This is a genomic window from Streptomyces sp. GD-15H (assembly GCF_045291515.1).
Lineage (GTDB): Bacteria > Actinomycetota > Actinomycetes > Streptomycetales > Streptomycetaceae > Streptomyces.
Map to the genome: position 1 here is coordinate 3,430,173 of NZ_CP149447.1, position 17,340 is coordinate 3,447,512.

Below are 17,340 nucleotides of genomic sequence, written 5' to 3' on the forward strand. Positions count from 1 at the left end.
CCGGCCCCCGACCGCCTCCGTCCGCAGAATCAGGCGACGGCCAGCAGGACCGTCAGCAGGATCACCCCGGCGAGCGTCGGGGCCAGAACCGCGTAGGACCACCGCGCGCTCACCGCGCCCTGCGCGCTTTCCGCGGCCTGCCGGTTCTCGTGCAGCTCGCGCAGTTCGTCCATCGCGCGGTCGGTCCGCGCCCGCTCCGGTCCTTCCGATCCGCCCGTCACGGGCGCGGCACCCCCGCGCCGGAACGCGCCGCTCACGCTCGGGGCCTGCCCCGCGGTGCGGACGTCGACGCCCTGCGCCCGCTCGCCCGTGGCCCGCATCTCCCGCCGCGCGGCCCGCTTGCGGGCCCGCAGCGACACGGGCAGGGCCCACAGCTGGTACTTGGTGCCGGCGTCGGAGACGACCTCGTTGGTGTAGCCGGAGCGCAGCGCGGCGACCCGGCCCCAGGGCAGCACGATCGTGCGGAAGGGATTGCGGACGCGCAGCCGGTCCTCGTTGGCGTACACGGCGGGGAGCAGGGTGTAGGCGACCACCGGGGGCACGATCACCAGCAGCGCGGCGAGCGCCAGCCACGGGGCGCGGCCCTCGCCGGTGACCACGGCGTCGACGCAGAGCCAGCCGAGGATCGCCAGCAGCAGCACGCCGCCGGCGATGCCCGGGTTCGACCGGTACACCCGGTCCTCGGCCCCGGGCTCGGGCGCGTTCTCGGGCTCCGGGTCGGACGGCTGCTGCTCGGGGGTCGTCATGCCCCCGATTCTGCCCGACGGGTCCGCACGCGCCGGTGGGTGGTGGGCGGGTCGGAAAGGGGCGGGAGGACTGTACAGCCGCTACGCGCGTAGATATGCTCGGCTGGTGACCATGTCCTCCACTGCACCCTCCTCCCCCAGGCCCCCGGCGGCGCTCGAGCGGGGTGGCGCCCCCTCCGCGCTGGGCGACGTCGCCGCGTCCGACAGCACGCTGCGCCGCTTCCTGCACGGGCTGCCCGGCGTCGACGCGGTCGGCCTGGAGGCGCGTGCCGCCTCGCTCGGCACCCGCTCGATCAAGACGACCGCGAAGGCGTACGCCATCGACCTCGCCATCTCGATGGTCGACCTGACGACGCTGGAAGGCGCGGACACCCCGGGCAAGGTCCGGGCGCTCGGCGCGAAGGCGGTCCGCCCCGACCCGACCGACCGCACGGCGCCCGCCACGGCCGCGGTCTGCGTCTACCCCGACATGGTGGCCACGGCGAAGGAGGCCGTCGCCGGCTCCGCGGTCAGGGTCGCCTCCGTCGCGACCGCCTTCCCGGCCGGCCGCGCCCCGCTCGCGGTCAAGCTGGCCGACGTCCGGGAGGCCGTCGCCGCCGGTGCGGACGAGATCGACATGGTCATCGACCGCGGCGCGTTCCTCGCCGGGAACTACATGAAGGTGTACAACGAGATCACCGCGGTGAAGGAGGCCTGCGGGGCGAGCGCCCGGCTGAAGGTCATCTTCGAGACGGGCGAGCTGTCGACGTACGACAACATCCGCCGGGCGAGCTGGCTCGGCATGCTGGCCGGCGCGGACTTCATCAAGACCTCGACCGGCAAGGTGGCGGTGAACGCCACGCCCGCGAACACGCTGCTGATGCTGGAGGCGGTCCGCGACTTCCGCGCGCAGACCGGTGTCCAGGTCGGTGTGAAGCCGGCCGGCGGCATCCGTACCAGCAAGGACGCGATCAAGTTCCTCGTCCTGGTCAACGAGACCGTCGGCGAGGACTGGCTGGACAACCACTGGTTCCGCTTCGGCGCCTCCTCGCTGCTGAACGACCTGCTGATGCAGCGCCAGAAGCTGGCCACCGGCCGCTACTCCGGCCCCGACTACGTGACGGTGGACTGAATCACCATGACCACGGAAAAGACCACGCACAAGCGGTCCTCCGCATTCGAGTACGCCCCGGCCCCCGAGTCCCGCGCGATCGTCGACATCGCGCCCTCGTACGGCCTGTTCATCGACGGCGAGTTCACCGAGGCGGCCGACGGCAGGGCCTTCAAGACCGTCAGCCCGGCCACCGAGGAGGTCCTCTCCGAGGTCGCCCAGGCCGGTGAGACCGACGTGGACCGCGCGGTGAAGGCCGCGCGGAAGGCCTTCGCGAAGTGGTCGGCGCTGCCCGGCGCCGAGCGTGCCAAGTACCTGTTCCGCATCGCCCGCATCATCCAGGAGCGCAGCCGCGAGCTGGCCGTCCTGGAGACGCTGGACAACGGCAAGCCGATCAGGGAGACGCGGGACGCCGACCTGCCCCTGGTCGCCGCGCACTTCTTCTACTACGCGGGCTGGGCCGACAAGCTCGAGCACGCCGGCTACGGGGCGGACCCGAGGCCGCTGGGCGTGGCCGGTCAGGTCATCCCGTGGAACTTCCCGCTCATGATGCTGGCGTGGAAGATCGCCCCGGCGCTGGCGACCGGCAACACGGTGGTCCTGAAGCCCGCCGAGACGACCCCGCTCTCCGCGCTCTTCTTCGCGGACATCTGCCGTCAGGCGGGCCTGCCCAAGGGCGTCGTCAACATCCTTCCGGGATACGGCGACGCGGGCGCCGCACTGGTCGCCCACCCGGACGTGGACAAGGTGGCCTTCACCGGTTCCACCGCGGTCGGCAAGCAGATCGCGCGGACGGTCGCCGGAACCCGCAAGAAGGTCACGCTGGAGCTGGGCGGCAAGGGCGCCAACATCGTCTTCGACGACGCCCCCATCGACCAGGCCGTCGAAGGCATTGTCAGCGGCATCTTCTTCAACCAGGGCCAGGTCTGCTGCGCGGGTTCCCGCCTGCTGGTCCAGGAGTCGATCCAGGACGAGCTGCTGGACTCCCTCAAGCGCAGGCTGTCCACGCTCCGCCTGGGCGACCCGCTGGACAAGAACACCGACATCGGCGCGATCAACTCCGCGCAGCAGCTCGCACGCATCACCTCGCTCGTCGAGCAGGGCGAGGCGGAGGGCGCCGAGCGCTGGTCGGCGGCCTGCGAACTCCCGGAGAACGGCTACTGGTTCGCGCCGACGCTGTTCACGGGCGTCACCCAGGCGCACACGATCGCCCGCGACGAGATCTTCGGCCCGGTGCTGTCGGTGCTCACCTTCCGCACCCCGGACGAGGCCGTCGCCAAGGCCAACAACACGCCGTACGGCCTGTCGGCGGGCATCTGGACGGAGAAGGGCTCCCGCATCCTGGCCGTGGCGAACAAGCTCCGCGCGGGTGTCGTCTGGTCCAACACGTTCAACAAGTTCGATCCCACCTCACCGTTCGGCGGCTACAAGGAGTCGGGCTTCGGCCGCGAGGGCGGTCGCCACGGCCTGGAGGCGTACCTCGATGTCTGAGAAGTCCGAGAAGATCGAGAAGGCCGAGAAGGCCGACAAGACCCAGAAGGTCGAGAAGACCGAACCGCGGCTCTCGGTCTTCAAGACCTACAAGCTGTACGTCGGCGGGAAGTTCCCGCGTTCCGAGAGCGGCCGGGTGTACGAGGTGACCGATACAAGGGGCAACTGGCTGGCGAACGCCCCGCTGTCGTCCCGCAAGGACGCCCGGGACGCGGTGGTCGCCGCCCGCAAGGCGTTCGGCGCCTGGTCGGGCGCGACGGCGTACAACCGGGGCCAGGTCCTCTACCGCGTCGCGGAGATGCTGGAGGGCCGCAAGGACCAGTTCGTCCGGGAGGTCGCCGACGCGGAGGGCCTGTCGAAGACCAAGGCCGCCGCGCAGGTGGACGCGGCGATCGACCGCTGGGTCTGGTACGCGGGCTGGACCGACAAGATCGCCCAGGTGGTCGGCGGCGGAAACCCGGTCGCGGGCCCGTACTTCAACCTGTCCTCCCCCGAACCGACCGGTGTGGTCGCCGTCCTGGCGCCCCAGGATTCGTCCTTCCTGGGCCTGGTCTCGGTGGTCGCCCCGGTGATCGCCACCGGCAACACGGCGGTCGTGATCGCGAGCGAGCGGTCCCCGCTGCCCGCCCTCTCCCTGGGCGAGGTCCTGGCCACCTCCGACCTGCCCGGCGGTGTCGTCAACGTCCTCTCCGGCCGTACGGCGGAGATCGCCGCGCCGCTGGCCGCGCACCAGGACGTCAACGCGATCAACCTGGCGGGCGCCGACGAGGCGCTGGCGAAGGAGCTGGAGATCGCGGCGGCGGACAACCTCAAGCGCGTCCTGCGTCCACAGCCTGTGGACAACTGGTCGGCGACACCGGGCACGGACCGCATGACGGCCTTCCTGGAGACGAAGACGGTCTGGCACCCGACGGGCTCCCTGGGCGCCTCGGGCTCCGCCTACTGACCGAGCGGCCACTCCGCAACCCGGAGAGCCGCGTCCCTGGACGGAAGGGACGTGGCTCTCCGCCGTTGTCCTGCCGCCCGGGTCAGCCGCCGAGCGGCTCCGTCACCTGGCCGACCACCGGGACACTGCCGACCGACGGGGCATGGGCGACCGGACCGGTCACCGTGCGCGAGTCCACCGGCTTGAAGTCGGCGACCTGGGTGCTGACGCCGTTGTCGAGCGGGTCGACGCCCGTACCGGCCAGCGGATTGGGCTTCAGGCCGGAGACCGGGCCCACGACATGGCCGGCCGTACCGGTCAGGGGCTGCGCACCGGCCTGCGGGTCCGCCTCACCCAGAGACGTGGGAGCGGCGCCGGTCAGGCCCAGCGGGGACCCGGAGTCCGCCGCTGCCGCCGTCGTCGCGCCCACCCCCAGGACCACTCCCGCGGCCGCGAGCGTGGCCAGGGCGCGCCGGACGGTCGACTTCTCGGGTGCGTCGTGTCGGGCCATTACTGGTGCCACCTTTTACTTCGCTCGGTAATCGGTTTGACGCGCAGCGTAATGGGGATGTGATGCGTGCTTCAAAGCCGACCCGCGCGGTCGTGGAGCACCCGTTCCATGCCTCAGACTGGTGTCCCGTGAGTTACCAGTCGCCCCTCTCCGCGCGAGTCGTGCTGCTCTGCGGCCCCTCCGGCTCCGGCAAGTCCCTCCTCGCGGTCCGCTCCGGCCTGCCCGTGCTGCGTCTCGACGACTTCTACAAGGAGGGTGACGACCCGACGCTGCCCCTTGTGGGGGGCAGCTCCGACATCGACTGGGACCACCCCGGCTCGTGGGACGCGGACGCCGCCGTCACCGCCATCGACCGGCTGTGCCGCACGGGCCGTACGGATGTGCCCGTGTACGACATCGCCCTCAGCGCCCGGACCGGTGCGGACACGGTCGACATCGGGGGCGCCCCGCTGTTCGTCGCCGAGGGCGTCTTCGCCGCGGAGATCGTCACGCGCTGCGGCGAGCTGGGCCTCCTGGCCGACGCGCTGTGCCTGAGCCGCGGTCCGATGAAGACCTTCCGCCGCCGCTTCCTGCGGGACCTCAGGGAGGGGCGTAAGTCCATACCCTTCCTGCTGCGGCGCGGATGGCGGCTGATGCGGCTGGAGCGGACGATCATCGCCCGCCAGACCTCGCTCGGCGCGTACGCCTGCGACCGCGCCGAGGCGCTGAGCCGTCTGGCGGCGGCGCGGGACGGCGGCGGCAGCAGTCAGGGTACGGCGGACACGCGCGCCGAGGACTCGGGTGCGGACTCGGGCGCGAGGACGACCGTGCGGGCGGTGTAGCCGACGCGGACCCGGCGCGTACGCACGAAAGCGGGGCCGGAAGGCCCCCCGGCCCTCCAGTCCCGCTCCTTCGTGCTCCCCCGTTGTCCCCCCGGTCCCCCCTTGAGATCCCCCGATCCCCTCGGTTCCCCGTTTTTCCCCTTCCCCGGTTCCCCCGTTCCCCCGGACCTTCAGGCGACCAGTTCGCCGAAGGCGTCCTCCTCGTCACGGCCGAAGCTGAGGACCTCGTCCTCGCGCAGCCGGCGGAGCGACCGCCAGATGCTGGACTTCACCGTGCCGACACTGATGCCGAGGATGTCCGCGATCTCCGGGTCCGTGCGGCCCTCGTAGTAGCGCAGGACCAGCATGGTGCGCTGGAGTTCGGGCAGCCGGGCCAGCGCCTGCCACAGGACCGCGCGCAGCTCGGTGCCGCGCATGGCGTCCGTGTCGCCGACCGTCTCCGGCAGTTCCTCGGTCGGGTACTCGTTCAGCTTGCGGCGGCGCCACGCGCTGATGTGCAGGTTGGTCATGGTGCGGCGGAGGTATCCGCCGACCGCGGCCTTGTCGCTGATCCGGTCCCACGCCCGGTAGGTTGAGAACAGCGCGCTCTGCAGCAGGTCCTCGGCCTCGAAGCGGTCGCCGGTCAGGTGATAGGCGGTCGCGTACAGGGAGGCGCGTCGTTCCTGTACGTAGGCGGTGAACTCCGCCTCCGACAGCGAACGGCGCTCCTCCGCCGCCTCCCCGTACCCGCTTCCCCCGTGCGTTTCCCCCGTGTTCGTTTCCCCCGTGGGCGCGTCAATCACCGTCATGTAGGCGGTGTGACGCCCGGTACCGCGAGCGCACCCCCGTTTGCCCAGGGCACCGGACTTCTCGCCGGCTCGGTGCACGTCGTGCAGACGCGTGACGACTGCGCTGGAGCTGGTGCCGTGCAGCGTGTTCATCTCGCGCCCCCCGTCGTGGACTTCCGGTGTCTCGCACGTGCTGTTCTGCTGATGACGGAAATCCTGCCCGGGCGACTTCATAGCCGTGTCCGCCGACTGTCACAGACCTGTCACAGGGGTCCGCCACGCCGAGCGCCGGTCGTCGCACACGGCACCTTCACGGATGCCGGCGCATGTAGCCGCCCGTATGCGGGCCCAACGGGCATCTGCCCCCATGGGTCGAACCGGGAGCCCTTCATGGGACAGAATGAGCCCGTGCCTTCCCTGTTGCTGATCGAGGACGACGACGCCATCCGCACGGCCCTGGAGCTCTCACTCACGCGCCAGGGCCACCGCGTGGCGACCGCTGCCAGCGGTGAGGACGGTCTGAAGCTGCTGCGCGAGCAACGGCCCGATCTGATCGTGCTGGACGTGATGCTGCCCGGCATCGACGGATTCGAGGTGTGCCGGCGCATCCGGCGCACCGACCAGTTGCCGATCATCCTGCTGACCGCGCGCAACGACGACATCGACGTCGTGGTCGGCCTGGAGTCCGGTGCCGACGACTACGTGGTCAAACCCGTGCAGGGCAGGGTGCTGGACGCCCGGATCCGGGCGGTGCTGCGCCGCGGGGAGCGGGAGTCCAACGACGCGGCGACCTTCGGCAGCCTGGTGATCGACCGCTCGGCGATGACCGTGACGAAGAACGGCGAGGACCTCCAGCTGACGCCGACCGAGCTGCGGCTGCTGCTCGAACTGAGCCGGCGGCCGGGTCAGGCGCTGTCCCGGCAGCAGTTGCTGCGGCTGGTGTGGGAGCACGACTACCTGGGCGACTCGCGTCTGGTGGACGCCTGCGTCCAGCGGCTGCGCGCCAAGGTCGAGGACGTGCCGTCGTCCCCGACCTTGATCCGTACCGTGCGGGGTGTCGGCTACCGACTGGACCCACCTCAGTGACACAGGAGCACCAGGAGAGTTCCCGCGGCTGGTCCGCGGCGCGCAAGGGAGTCTGGTCGCGGCTGCGCTTCACGAGTCTGCGGCTTCGGCTGGTGGTCGTGTTCGGGCTGGTCGCGCTCACCGCCGCGGTGTCCGCGTCGGGCATCGCGTACTGGCTCAACCGCGAGGCGGTGCTCACCCGTACCCAGGACGCGGTACTGGGCGACTTCGAGCAGGAGATGGAGAACCGGGCGGGGGCGCTGCCGGAGCATCCGACGCAGGAGGAACTGCAGCACACCGCGGGCCAGATGGCCAACAGCAGTCAGCGGTTCTCGGTGCTGCTGATCGCCGAGAACCCGCAGGGCCGTACGGTGTACGGCAGTTCGGGCGGGCTGAGCGGCTTCTCGACCAAGGACGTGCCGACCTCGTTGCGCGAGGCGGTGAACGAGCGGCAGAAGATCACCTCGACCAACAAGCACGCCCACCACCTGTACTGGCAGCGGATCGTCGACGGTGGCACCCCCTATCTGGTGGCGGGCACCCGGACGATCGGCGGCGGACCGACCGGCTACATGGTCAAGTCGCTGGAGCCGGAGGCCAAGGACCTCAACTCGCTGGCCTGGTCGCTGGGTATCGCGACCGGCCTCGCGCTGATCGGCTCCGCGCTGCTGGCGCAGGCCGCGGCGACGACCGTGCTGAAGCCGGTGCAGCGGCTCGGGGTCGCCGCCCGGCGGCTCGGCGAGGGCAGGCTGGACACCCGGCTGAGGGTGTCGGGGACGGACGAACTGGCCGATCTGTCCCGGACGTTCAACAAGGCGGCCGAGGCGCTGGAGAAACGGGTGGCCGACATGGCCGCGCGGGACGAGGCGTCCCGCAGGTTCGTGGCGGACATGAGCCACGAGCTGCGCACTCCGCTGACCGCGATCACGGCCGTGACGGAAGTCCTCGAGGAGGAACTGGAGTTCGAGGGCGGCGGCATCGACCCGATGATCGAGCCCGCCGTACGGCTGGTGGTCAGCGAGACACGGCGACTCAACGACCTGGTCGAGAACTTGATGGAGGTCACCCGCTTCGACGCGGGCACCGCCCGCCTCGTCCTCGACGACGTCGACATCGCCGACCAGATCACCGCCTGCATCGACGCCCGCGCCTGGCTGGACGCGGTCGAGCTGGACGCGGAGCGCGGCATCCACGCCCGGATCGACCCGCGCCGACTGGACGTGATCCTGGCCAACCTCATAGGCAACGCCCTCAAGCACGGAGGCTCGCCGGTACGGGTGTCGGTGCGCGTGGAACACGAGGACGGCGGCGACGACGCGGGTCCCGTGAGCAGGGGGGACAGCGGGGACGCCGGGGACGGTGGGGAGCGCAGGGACTGCGGGGCCCGCGAGGACGGCACCGGGGAAGACACCGGGGCGGGCACCGAGGACGGGGGCACCATGGCCGGAGGCGCTGTGGTCATCGAGGTACGGGACCAGGGGCCGGGCATCCCCGAGGACGTCCTGCCGCATGTCTTCGACCGGTTCTACAAGGCCAGTGCCTCCCGGCCGCGTTCCGAGGGAAGCGGTCTGGGCCTGTCCATCGCCCTGGAGAACGCCCATGCCCACGGCGGCGAGATCGCCGCGGCCAACTCCCCCGAGGGCGGCGCGGTGTTCACGCTGCGGCTGCCGCGGGACGTCTCCGCCCTGACCGAGCGGGACGCCGTGGCCGCCGCCGCCGAGGACGCCCGGGAGGGCAAGGGCGGCACCGGCACCCGGCGGTCGAGCGCCGGAGGGGACGCCCGATGAACATACGCCGGACGACCCCGCGCCCGACGGGCATACGAGGCATCCGACGGCTGCCGGGGCTGCTCGCCGTCACCACGCTCGGCGTCCTGCTCGCCGGGTGCGGGATCCGGGCCACCGAGGTGCCGACCGACTTCGGTCCGGCGCCCTCCCGGGTGCGCTGCTCGCAGGCCGAGGCGGGCGGGGCGGCCCAGCCCGCGCAGGGCCTGCCGGTGCGGGTGTTCCTGCTCTGCGGCTCGTCGCTGGCGGCCGTCGACCGGACCGTACGGGTGCCGGAGGGCGCGGCGGACTCCGGGCAGCGGCGCGCCCTGGTGGCGCAGGGCCTGCTGGACCAGCTCTCGGCGCCGCCGGCGCCCGCCGAGAAGGAGGCCGGGTACACGACGCACGTACGGGGCGGGATGACCGTGGGCGGTCCGCGGCCCGGCGACCCGGAGGACGCGCTGCGTCTGAGCACCCCGCCCGGGAGCCTGACCTCCTACGCGCTCGCGCAGATCGTCTGCACCTTCTCCGACTCGGCGGCGGCCGAGGGCGACGGCTCGGTGATCCTGGGCGGCCAGGACGACGGGCCCCCGCGCCGCTACCGGTGCACGGACGAGGTCCGGGCCCGTCCGGGCAGCACGGAACCCCCGTCCTCGGTGGCCACCGAGGGGTGACCCCGGAGGTCGTCCGGGGAGTGCGCCGGCGCGTACCGGGGCGGGGGCGATGGACTGTGGCGCATGCCTCACCCGGCGAACGGGGCACTTCCCGGAACCGATCCCGCCGGGCGTCGCGTCTAGGGTTTCGTGCAGCGTCAAGGCCCCGTCGGCGGCACCGCCGCGTCCCGTGTCCGTGTGACAGGAGGTCTCCTCCTGGCCGCGTACCTCGTATTCGTCGCCTGGTGCACGCTGCGCCCTCTGAACGTCCCCTGGGTGATGCCCGCCAACCTGCGGCCCTTCGACGGCATCCGGGCCGACTTCGCGCTGGGCTGGGGGGCCGGGGCCCGCCGGGTCGGCGAGGGGCTGGCGCTGCTCGCCCCGCTGGGTGTGCTGCTGCCGATGGCGGGGGCAGGCCGGCCGTCTCGCCGCTGGGTTCGCTGATCCGCACCACGGCCGCGGTGGCGCTGCTGTCGCTGGGCATCGAGATGCTGCAGACCGCGGTGCCCGGCAGGGTCGTGGACGTTGACGCGCTGTTGCTGAACACGGTGGGCGCGGCGCTCGCGCATACCGCCGTGGTACCGGGGGGCCGTGCCTGGCTGCGCCGCCGGGCCGTACGCCGGGACGGCGCCGAAATCCGCCAGGAGGAGCCGGCGCAGGGTCGGACCCCGACGATTCCCAGGGTCGGGATCGCCCCGTGGAGCGATGCTTTGCCCCCTTCGTCTCCGTAGTGTGGAGAGCGGTAGAACAGCCGACGGAAGCCGATGCGGCGCCGTGGGTCAACGAACCGCACACCCCACGAAGGAGTCCACGATGTCCCGCCTCGCCCGCCCCACCGACAACCGCGTGATCGGCGGCGTGTGTGCCGCGCTGGCCCGGCGCTTCGGCACCTCCGCGACCACGATGCGCGTGGTCTTCCTGGCCTCGTGCCTGCTCCCCGGGCCGCAGTTCCTGCTCTACATAGCGCTGTGGATCCTGCTCCCCTCGGAGGACAAGGTACGGACGGCCTGGTGAGTCCGTGTGCCGCCCCGCGCGAACGCCGATGGGGCGCGCCCCGGACTCGGGGTGCGCCCCATCGGCAGGGGTCCGCGCGGGTGGGTCGGTGCGGGTGGGTCAGCCGAGCGGGACCCCGTTGACGGAGACACCCTGCGTGGGCAGCCCCTCCGTCGGCAGGCCCCCGAGCAGAGCGGCGGCCCGCTCCTGGGGGCCCTCGGAGGTCAGCTGCTCGGCGACCGGTCGCGTCGTCGTCATGCCCGTGCCGGCCACGTCCTGTCCCGTCTGCAGGGCCCGGTCCGCGCCCGGCGCCACACGGGAGACGCCCTCCGCCGGGAGGCTCTGAGTGACGGTGTCCAGCGCAGCACCGGCGTTCGGGACGGCCGGGGCGGCCGGGACCGCGGTCGCGGCACCCGCGCCGGCGGCGGCGAAGGCGGCACCGAGAACGGCGACACCGAGGGTCTTGGCGGCAGACTGCTTCATGAAATGCGTCCTCGAAACGGGATGGGGGAAGTGAGCGGTCCTCGACCGTAAACACCCGGCACCACCCGCCGCAAACCTCGAAATGCGGACGGACGGTGGGGGCCGCCCGCATTCCCGGAGCCCGCGAACGTCTCTGTCAGTCCTCTGCAGCCACAGAACCGCTGGTGGAGGCGGTCTGCCGAAACAGCCATTCGGATTTCAGCTCGGAATATCCGGGCTTGATGACGTCATTGATCATGGCCAGTCGTTCATCGAAAGGAATGAACGCCGACTTCATCGCATTGACGGAAAACCATTGCATGTCGTCGAGCGTGTAACCGAACGCATCGACCAGGTGCTCGAATTCCCGGCTCATGCTGGTGTGCGACATGAGGCGGTTGTCGGTGTTCACCGTGGCCCGGAAGTGCAGCCGGCGCAGCAGTCCGATGGGATGCTCGGCGTACGAGGCCGCCGCCCCGGTCTGCAGGTTGGAACTGGGGCACAGCTCGAGCGGGATGCGCTTGTCCCGGACGTAGGAGGCGAGCCGTCCGAGTGCGACCGAGCCGTCGTCGTGGACCTGGATGTCGTCGATGATGCGCACCCCGTGCCCGAGCCGGTCGGCGCCGCACCACTGGAGGGCCTGCCAGATGGACGGCAGCCCGAAGGCCTCGCCGGCGTGGATCGTGAAGTGGTTGTTCTCCCGCTTGAGGTACTCGAAGGCATCGAGGTGCCGGGTGGGCGGGTAACCGGCCTCGGCGCCCGCGATGTCGAAGCCGACGACGCCCAGGTCCCGGTAGCGGTTGGCGAGTTCGGCGATCTCCAGGGCCCGCGCGGCGTGCCGCATCGCGGTGAGCAGCGCGCCGACACGGATGCGGTTTCCGTCCTCCCGCGCCCGCCGCTCCCCTTGCCGGAAGCCCTCGTTGACCGCCTCGACGACCTCTTCGAGGGTCAGTCCGCCTTCGAGGTGCTGCTCGGGGGCGTAGCGCACCTCGGCGTAGACGACACCGTCCGCGGCGAGGTCCTCGGCGCACTCGGCGGCGACCCGCACCAGCGCGTCACGGGTCTGCATGACCCCGACGGTGTGCGAGAACGTCTCCAAGTACCGCTCCAGGGAACCGGAGTCGGCGGCCTCCCGGAACCAGAGGCCGAGCTTGTCGGGGTCGCTCTGGGGGAGCCCGGAGTAGCCGGTCTCGCGGGCCAGGTCGACGACCGTGCCGGGGCGCAGGCCGCCGTCGAGGTGGTCGTGCAGCAGCACCTTGGGCGCCCGGCGGACCTGGTCCGAGGTCGGGGTGTTCGCAGTGGTCTGGCTCGTCATTTCCGCACTCTAACGCCTACGCGCGTAGATCGCCGGGTGTACGAATCCGTCGATACGTAACGGTGACCGCACGCGCGGGTGGCGTACACCGGGGCTTCTGACACTCTGCTGTCATGGCACAGCAAGCGACGCCGGTTCGCACGGCCCGGCTGGGGAGGGCGCTCGGCCCGAAGCCGAAGGCGGTGAGCGGCGCGGTGCTGCTGCTCCCCGGCGGTGAACCGGTCTCCAGCCGCAGGCCGTCCCCCGTGGTGGCGACCGCCTCCGTACGCGCACTGGGAAACCGTCTCGGCCGCGCGGGGCGGGCCGAGGGTCTCGCCACCCATGTCGTCCACTACCGCTACCGGGGCTGGAACGGCAGTGAGGCGCATCTCGCGCGTGATGCCACCTGGGCCGTCGACGAGATCGTGCGGCGCTACGGGGATGTCCCCGTGTGCCTGGCCGGCCTCGGCATGGGCGGCCGGGCGGCGCTGCGCGCGGGCGGCCACGAGGCCGTCAGCTCCGTACTGGCGCTGGCTCCCTGGCTGCCCGAGGAGGACGTGGCCGCGCCACCCGAACCGGTGAAGCAGCTGGCGGGGCGGCAGGTGCTGATCGTGCACGGCACGCGTGACGCGCGGACCGACCCGGAACTGTCCTTCCGGCTGGCGGCGCGGGTGAAGAAGGCGAACCGGAACGTGTGCCGCTTCGAAGTGCACGCCGACGGACACGGGTTGAACCAGTACCGGGACGAAGTGCTGGCGTTGTGCGAGGACTTCATGATGGGGACGCTGTTCGGGCAGGCGTTCTCCCGTCCGGTGCAGGACGCCCTGGCGGCGCCCCCGCCACTGGGGCTGCGGATGCCGCTGGCCTCGGGGTTCGGCGCGTCGTTACGGCGGTAGGCGGCAGGCCGTGGGCCGTGGGTCGCAGGTGGTCGCGGTCAGTCCGGAAGCAGGTGGCCCCTTCTCGACAGCAGGAACTTCTTGAAGGCCGCCACCGGCGGGGTGTCCGGGCGGCCGGCCAGCCAGGCGACGCCGATCTCGCGGGCCGCCCGCGGGGAGGTCACGGTCAGTTCCACCACTCCGGGGCGGGGCACCGCCGGCGGGGGCAGCAGGGCGACGCCCAGGCCGGCGGCCACCAGGCCCCGCAGGGTCTCCGCCTCCTCGCCCTCGAAGGCGACCCGGGGCCGGAAACCGGCCTGCGCACAGAGGTCGTCGGTGATGCGGCGCAGGCCGTATCCGGGCTCCAGGGTCACGAACGTCTCGTCGGCGGCCTCGGCGAGGCGGATACGGCGCCGGCCGGCGAGCCGGTGGTCGGCGGGGACGACCAGGCGCAGCTTCTGCTCGTCCAGGCGGCGGGCCACGAGGTCGGGGGCGTCCGGGACCGGAGAGGTCAGGCACAGGTCCAGCTCGCCCGCGCGCAGGCGCTCCAGCATGGCCTCGCCGTAGTTCTGGACGAGGCTGAAGCGGATGCGCGGGTGGTCGGCGCGGAAGGCGTGCAGCAGGCCGGGCACGGTCTCGGCGCCCATGGTGCGCAGAAACCCGAAGGCGACCTTGCCGGTGGCCGGGTCGGCGTCGGCACGCACCTCGTCGGCGGCCCGCTCGACCTCGGCGAGGGCACGTTCGACGGAGGCGAGGAAGGTGCGGCCGGCGGGGGTCAGGGAGAGGGTGCGACCGTGCCGGGCGAACAGGTCGACACCCAGGTCCTGTTCGAGGCGGACCATGGACCGGGAGAGTGTGGACTGCGGGACCTGCATCTCGCGGGCGGCGCGGGTGACATGCTCCGTGCGGGCGACGCCGGCGAAGTGAACGAGACGTGGCGCGAGCAGCGCGACGATGTCTTCTGTGTCACCGGACGGTGACAGCTGCTTCTGTGACCTCTGCTGATGCACCATGGGAACGATTATGTCGATTCCATGCATTGGACGGATGAGCGGGGCCGTTCGTAGGTTCGGGGCATGTCTTCCGTCAGTACCGGGGCGTCCACGCGCGTGGACGCCGGCCCGTCCGTCCCTCCTCCCTCTCCTTCTCCCTCGTCGCCGGCCGTCCCGGGCGGCCCCGACTCCCGGATGTCCCCCGGCGGCCCCGGTTACCGGCGGATGAGCCTCGCCCTCTTCCTGGCGGGCGTCGCGACCTTCGCGCTGCTGTACTCCACCCAGGCCCTGCTGCCGCTGCTCTCCGGCGACCTCGGGGTGAGCGCGGGCGACGCGAGCTGGACGGTGGCGGCGGCCACCGGCGGTCTGGCGCTGTTCGTGCTGCCGATGAGCGCGCTGTCGGAACGCTACGGGCGCCGTACGGTCATGACGGCCTCCCTGGCCGTCGCGGTGACCGTCGGGCTGCTGGTCCCCTTCGCCCCGTCGCTGGGCGCCCTGGTGGCGCTGCGCGCGCTCCAGGGGGCGGCCCTGGCCGGGGTGCCCGCGTCGGCGACCGCGTATCTCGCGGAGGAGGTCGGGCCCAGGTCGCTGGTGACCGCGATCGGGCTGTTCGTCGCGGGCAACAGTGTCGGCGGGATGAGCGGCCGGGTCGTCACCGGATGGGTGGCGCAGGAGTGGGGCTGGCGGATCGCCGTCGGCGTGATCGGGGTGCTCGCGGTGGCGTGCGCGGTGGCGTTCCGGCTGCTGCTGCCGGCGCCGAAGCACTTCCGGCCGGGCTCACTGCACCCGCACGTGCTGGTCGGCACGGTCCGCGGCCACCTCGCCAACCCGCTGCTGCGGCGCCTGTACGCGATCGGCGCGCTGTTCATGACGGTGTTCGGCGGGGTCTACACCGTGATCGGCTACCGCCTGAGCGAGGCGCCCTTCTCGCTCCCCCAGGGCATCGTCGGCTCGATCTTCCTGGTCTACCTGGTCGGCACGGTGTCGGCCTCGGCGGCGGGGCGGCTGGTCGAGCCGGCTGGGCCGCCGGGGCACGCTGTACGCGGCGGGCGGGACCACCGCGGCGGGTCTGCTGCTGTCCCTGGCCGGCTCACTGTCCCTGATCCTGCTGGGCCTGGTGCTGATCACCGGGGGCTTCTTCGCGGGCCACGCGGTCGCGTCCTCGGCGGTCGGACGGACGGCCACCGAGGGCCGCGCCCAGGCGTCGGCGCTGTACCAGTCCGCCTACTACGTCGGCTCCAGCGCGGGCAGCACGGTCGGCGCGCTCGCCTTCCACTCGGGCGGCTGGGCCGGGACGGTGGGGGTCGGCCTGGTGGCGGTGGCCGGCGTCGTGACCGTCACCGTGCTGGGCACCCGGGCGGCCCGGGTGGAGCGGCGGCTCGCACCCGCGTGAGGCCGCGCGCGCCTGGCCTCGCGGGCGGAAGTTTTCGTTCTGCCCGTTGAACCCGCCTCCCCCACCTGCGCGTTCATCCGCTCGGGGGGCCGTTGTCAGTGGGCTGCGATAGCTTCCGAAGTGCTGGGTGCGAAGGCGCGCCACAGAGAAGCCACAGGGGTGGGTGGACGATGACGAACGGCACGGCGACGACCGGTCTCGACGCCAGGCTCGAGGCGCACCGCGTCGAGCTGACCGGGTACTGCTACCGGATGCTCGGCTCCTCCTTCGAGGCGGAGGACGCGGTGCAGGACACGATGGTCCGTGCCTGGCGCAGCTTCGACAAGTTCGAGGGCCGTTCCAGCCTGCGCTCCTGGCTGTACCGCATCGCGACCAACGTCTGCCTGGACATGCTGACGGCCGGCAACAAGCGGGCCCGGCCCATGGACCTGACAGAGTCGACCCCGCTGGCCCGGGCGGCCCTCTCGCCGCGGCCGGACCACACCTGGCTGGAGCCGATGCCGGACTCCCGGGTGCTGCCCGACACCGCCGACCCTGCGGAGGCGGCGGTCGCCAAGGAGTCCGTGCGGCTCGCCTTCATGGCCGCGCTTCAGCAGCTTCCCCCAAGCAGCGGGCGGTGCTGCTGCTGCGGGAGGTGCTGGCCTGGCGGGCGAGCGAGGTGGCGGAGCTGCTCGACACCTCGGTGGCATCCGTCAACAGCGCGTTGCAGCGGGCGCGGGCGACGCTCGCGGAGCGACGGCAGCCGGGCGCCGACGCGTCCGTCTCCGACCCGCTGGACGAGGAGCAGCAGAAGCTCCTGGAGCGCTATGTGGCGGCGTTCGAGGGGTACGACATGTCGGCGCTGACGGCGTTGCTGCACGAGGACGCCCTCATGACGATGCCGCCGTTCGACCTGTGGCTGACCGGCACCGCCGACATCGCGGGCTTCATGACGACGCTGGGCGCCTCCTGCGCGGGCTCGCGACTGCTGCCGGTCCAGGTCAACGGCCTGCCCGGGTTCGCCCAATACAAGCCGGACCCGGAGGCGGGTGGTTTCACGCCGTGGGCGGTTCAGGTGCTGGAGATCTCAGACGGCCGGATCACCGGGTTCCACTTCTTCCTCGACACCCGGCGCTGGTTCCCGCTGTTCGGGCTGCCCCTCCACCTCGAAGCAGAGGCCGACCAGGTCGAGCAGGGAGCATAGGGCGGGATCGGGGTCGCGCAGCCGTATCCGGCCCCCGGTCCGGCGGGCCAGGAGCTGGAGGCGGGCGAGCAGGTTCACGGCGGCGAGCCCCGGCGGCCCCAGCCCGCCCACATCGCAGACGACGATCCCGTCGGCCCCGCCGCCGTCCAGCAGTGCCCGCAGCGCATCGCTCGGCCCGCTCACCCCGTCCTGGGCGGCGGGGCCGCGCAGCACGAGTACGGGAGGTGTCGTGGCGTCCACGAGCGGTAGACCGGGCACGGGCGCGTGATTCATCGCGGCATCTCGCCGGCATGCGGGCGCCACGGAGATCACATTG

The 17,340-nt window shown here is 72.1% G+C and carries 16 protein-coding genes and 3 pseudogenes; 12 read left to right on the forward strand and 7 right to left on the reverse strand.

Annotated features, from left to right (window positions below; all coding sequences use genetic code 11):
• Positions 1–29: 29 nt before the first annotated feature.
• The gene (locus WJ438_RS15915) at positions 30–746 is read right to left on the reverse strand and encodes a PH domain-containing protein (RefSeq protein WP_406725846.1); all 717 of its coding nucleotides are present in this window, start codon (positions 744–746) and stop codon (positions 30–32) included.
• 112 nt (positions 747–858) lie between these two features.
• On the opposite strand from WJ438_RS15915, the gene deoC reads away from it, so the two are divergent.
• From deoC to WJ438_RS15930, 3 genes are read left to right on the forward strand one after another with little or no spacing between them, the layout of a single operon-like run.
• On the forward strand, positions 859–1,857 hold the full coding sequence (deoC, locus tag WJ438_RS15920) for a deoxyribose-phosphate aldolase (protein ID WP_406729706.1): 999 nt from the start codon (positions 859–861) through the stop codon (positions 1,855–1,857).
• 6 nt (positions 1,858–1,863) lie between these two features.
• Positions 1,864–3,327, forward strand: coding sequence for an aldehyde dehydrogenase family protein (locus WJ438_RS15925; RefSeq protein WP_406725847.1), 1,464 nt, complete (start codon positions 1,864–1,866; stop codon positions 3,325–3,327).
• The gene (locus WJ438_RS15930) at positions 3,320–4,273 is read left to right on the forward strand and encodes an aldehyde dehydrogenase family protein (protein ID WP_406725848.1); all 954 of its coding nucleotides are present in this window, start codon (positions 3,320–3,322) and stop codon (positions 4,271–4,273) included. The genes WJ438_RS15925 and WJ438_RS15930 overlap by 8 nt, the downstream gene beginning before the upstream one ends.
• Before the next feature lie 82 nt (positions 4,274–4,355).
• Here WJ438_RS15930 and WJ438_RS15935 read toward each other — a convergent pair whose 3' ends face one another.
• Positions 4,356–4,763, reverse strand: a complete 408-nt coding sequence (locus WJ438_RS15935; RefSeq protein ID WP_406725849.1) for a hypothetical protein — start codon at positions 4,761–4,763, stop codon at positions 4,356–4,358.
• Between the two features lie 128 nt (positions 4,764–4,891).
• Here WJ438_RS15935 and WJ438_RS15940 point away from each other — a divergent pair, with 128 nt between their 5' ends.
• Positions 4,892–5,584, forward strand: a complete 693-nt coding sequence (locus WJ438_RS15940; protein WP_406725850.1) for a uridine kinase — start codon at positions 4,892–4,894, stop codon at positions 5,582–5,584.
• Positions 5,585–5,754: 170 nt separating this feature from the next.
• On the opposite strand, the gene WJ438_RS15945 is transcribed toward WJ438_RS15940, so the two are convergent.
• The gene (locus WJ438_RS15945; RefSeq protein ID WP_406725851.1) at positions 5,755–6,504 is read right to left on the reverse strand and encodes a SigE family RNA polymerase sigma factor; all 750 of its coding nucleotides are present in this window, start codon (positions 6,502–6,504) and stop codon (positions 5,755–5,757) included.
• Between the two features lie 255 nt (positions 6,505–6,759).
• Between WJ438_RS15945 and afsQ1 the strand changes: the two genes are divergently transcribed.
• From afsQ1 to WJ438_RS15970, 5 genes and pseudogenes are all read left to right on the forward strand, one after another.
• Complete coding sequence (afsQ1, locus tag WJ438_RS15950; RefSeq protein ID WP_158101933.1) at positions 6,760–7,437, forward strand: two-component system response regulator AfsQ1; 678 nt, start codon at positions 6,760–6,762, stop codon at positions 7,435–7,437.
• Positions 7,434–9,203 carry an ATP-binding protein gene (locus WJ438_RS15955; RefSeq protein ID WP_406725852.1) on the forward strand — a complete coding sequence of 590 codons (1,770 nt, stop codon included), beginning with the start codon at positions 7,434–7,436 and terminating at the stop codon, positions 9,201–9,203. The genes afsQ1 and WJ438_RS15955 overlap by 4 nt, the downstream gene beginning before the upstream one ends.
• The gene (locus WJ438_RS15960) at positions 9,200–9,853 is read left to right on the forward strand and encodes a hypothetical protein (protein WP_406725853.1); all 654 of its coding nucleotides are present in this window, start codon (positions 9,200–9,202) and stop codon (positions 9,851–9,853) included. The genes WJ438_RS15955 and WJ438_RS15960 overlap by 4 nt, the downstream gene beginning before the upstream one ends.
• Positions 9,854–9,982: 129 nt before the next feature.
• Positions 9,983–10,563: pseudogene (locus WJ438_RS15965) on the forward strand (VanZ family protein).
• Between the two features lie 82 nt (positions 10,564–10,645).
• The gene (locus WJ438_RS15970; protein ID WP_406725854.1) at positions 10,646–10,846 is read left to right on the forward strand and encodes a PspC domain-containing protein; all 201 of its coding nucleotides are present in this window, start codon (positions 10,646–10,648) and stop codon (positions 10,844–10,846) included.
• A 99-nt stretch (positions 10,847–10,945) separates the two neighbouring features.
• Here WJ438_RS15970 and WJ438_RS15975 read toward each other — a convergent pair whose 3' ends face one another.
• Together WJ438_RS15975 and WJ438_RS15980 are read right to left on the reverse strand one after the other, a co-directional pair.
• On the reverse strand, positions 10,946–11,308 hold the full coding sequence (locus WJ438_RS15975) for an ATP-binding protein (RefSeq protein ID WP_406725855.1): 363 nt from the start codon (positions 11,306–11,308) through the stop codon (positions 10,946–10,948).
• Between the two features lie 136 nt (positions 11,309–11,444).
• Positions 11,445–12,602: an adenosine deaminase gene (locus WJ438_RS15980; protein WP_406725856.1), complete on the reverse strand. Its 1,158-nt coding sequence runs from the start codon at positions 12,600–12,602 to the stop codon at positions 11,445–11,447.
• Between the two features lie 113 nt (positions 12,603–12,715).
• Here WJ438_RS15980 and WJ438_RS15985 point away from each other — a divergent pair, with 113 nt between their 5' ends.
• Positions 12,716–13,477 (forward strand): alpha/beta hydrolase, encoded by a 762-nt coding sequence (locus WJ438_RS15985; protein ID WP_406725857.1) that lies wholly within the window; start codon positions 12,716–12,718, stop codon positions 13,475–13,477.
• 38 nt (positions 13,478–13,515) lie between these two features.
• On the opposite strand, the gene WJ438_RS15990 is transcribed toward WJ438_RS15985, so the two are convergent.
• Positions 13,516–14,469: a LysR substrate-binding domain-containing protein gene (locus WJ438_RS15990; protein WP_406725858.1), complete on the reverse strand. Its 954-nt coding sequence runs from the start codon at positions 14,467–14,469 to the stop codon at positions 13,516–13,518.
• A gap of 63 nt (positions 14,470–14,532) precedes the next feature.
• Between WJ438_RS15990 and WJ438_RS15995 the strand changes: the two are divergent.
• Positions 14,533–15,841 (forward strand): annotated as a pseudogene (locus WJ438_RS15995) (MFS transporter).
• Positions 15,842–16,011: 170 nt separating this feature from the next.
• Positions 16,012–17,024 (forward strand): annotated as a pseudogene (locus WJ438_RS16000) (sigma-70 family RNA polymerase sigma factor).
• Here the strand turns inward: WJ438_RS16000 and WJ438_RS16005 are convergent.
• Positions 16,908–17,297 (reverse strand): STAS domain-containing protein, encoded by a 390-nt coding sequence (locus WJ438_RS16005; protein ID WP_406725859.1) that lies wholly within the window; start codon positions 17,295–17,297, stop codon positions 16,908–16,910. The pseudogene WJ438_RS16000 and the gene WJ438_RS16005 overlap by 117 nt on opposite strands.
• Positions 17,298–17,340 lie beyond the last annotated feature (43 nt).

What these genes read in the sequence shown, in the direction of transcription:
- WJ438_RS15915 (WP_406725846.1), bottom strand. Translation starts at nt 746, where the DNA reads ATGACGACCCCCGAGCAGCAGCCGTCCGACCCGGAGCCCGAGAACGCG.
- deoC (WP_406729706.1), top strand. Translation starts at nt 859, where the DNA reads ATGTCCTCCACTGCACCCTCCTCCCCCAGGCCCCCGGCGGCGCTCGAG.
- WJ438_RS15925 (WP_406725847.1), top strand. Translation starts at nt 1,864, where the DNA reads ATGACCACGGAAAAGACCACGCACAAGCGGTCCTCCGCATTCGAGTAC.
- WJ438_RS15930 (WP_406725848.1), top strand. Translation starts at nt 3,320, where the DNA reads ATGTCTGAGAAGTCCGAGAAGATCGAGAAGGCCGAGAAGGCCGACAAG.
- WJ438_RS15935 (WP_406725849.1), bottom strand. Translation starts at nt 4,763, where the DNA reads ATGGCCCGACACGACGCACCCGAGAAGTCGACCGTCCGGCGCGCCCTG.
- WJ438_RS15945 (WP_406725851.1), bottom strand. Translation starts at nt 6,504, where the DNA reads ATGAACACGCTGCACGGCACCAGCTCCAGCGCAGTCGTCACGCGTCTG.
- WJ438_RS15960 (WP_406725853.1), top strand. Translation starts at nt 9,200, where the DNA reads ATGAACATACGCCGGACGACCCCGCGCCCGACGGGCATACGAGGCATC.
- WJ438_RS15970 (WP_406725854.1), top strand. Translation starts at nt 10,646, where the DNA reads ATGTCCCGCCTCGCCCGCCCCACCGACAACCGCGTGATCGGCGGCGTG.
- WJ438_RS15975 (WP_406725855.1), bottom strand. Translation starts at nt 11,308, where the DNA reads ATGAAGCAGTCTGCCGCCAAGACCCTCGGTGTCGCCGTTCTCGGTGCC.
- WJ438_RS15980 (WP_406725856.1), bottom strand. Translation starts at nt 12,602, where the DNA reads ATGACGAGCCAGACCACTGCGAACACCCCGACCTCGGACCAGGTCCGC.
- WJ438_RS15985 (WP_406725857.1), top strand. Translation starts at nt 12,716, where the DNA reads ATGGCACAGCAAGCGACGCCGGTTCGCACGGCCCGGCTGGGGAGGGCG.
- WJ438_RS15990 (WP_406725858.1), bottom strand. Translation starts at nt 14,469, where the DNA reads ATGGTGCATCAGCAGAGGTCACAGAAGCAGCTGTCACCGTCCGGTGAC.
- WJ438_RS16005 (WP_406725859.1), bottom strand. Translation starts at nt 17,297, where the DNA reads ATGAATCACGCGCCCGTGCCCGGTCTACCGCTCGTGGACGCCACGACA.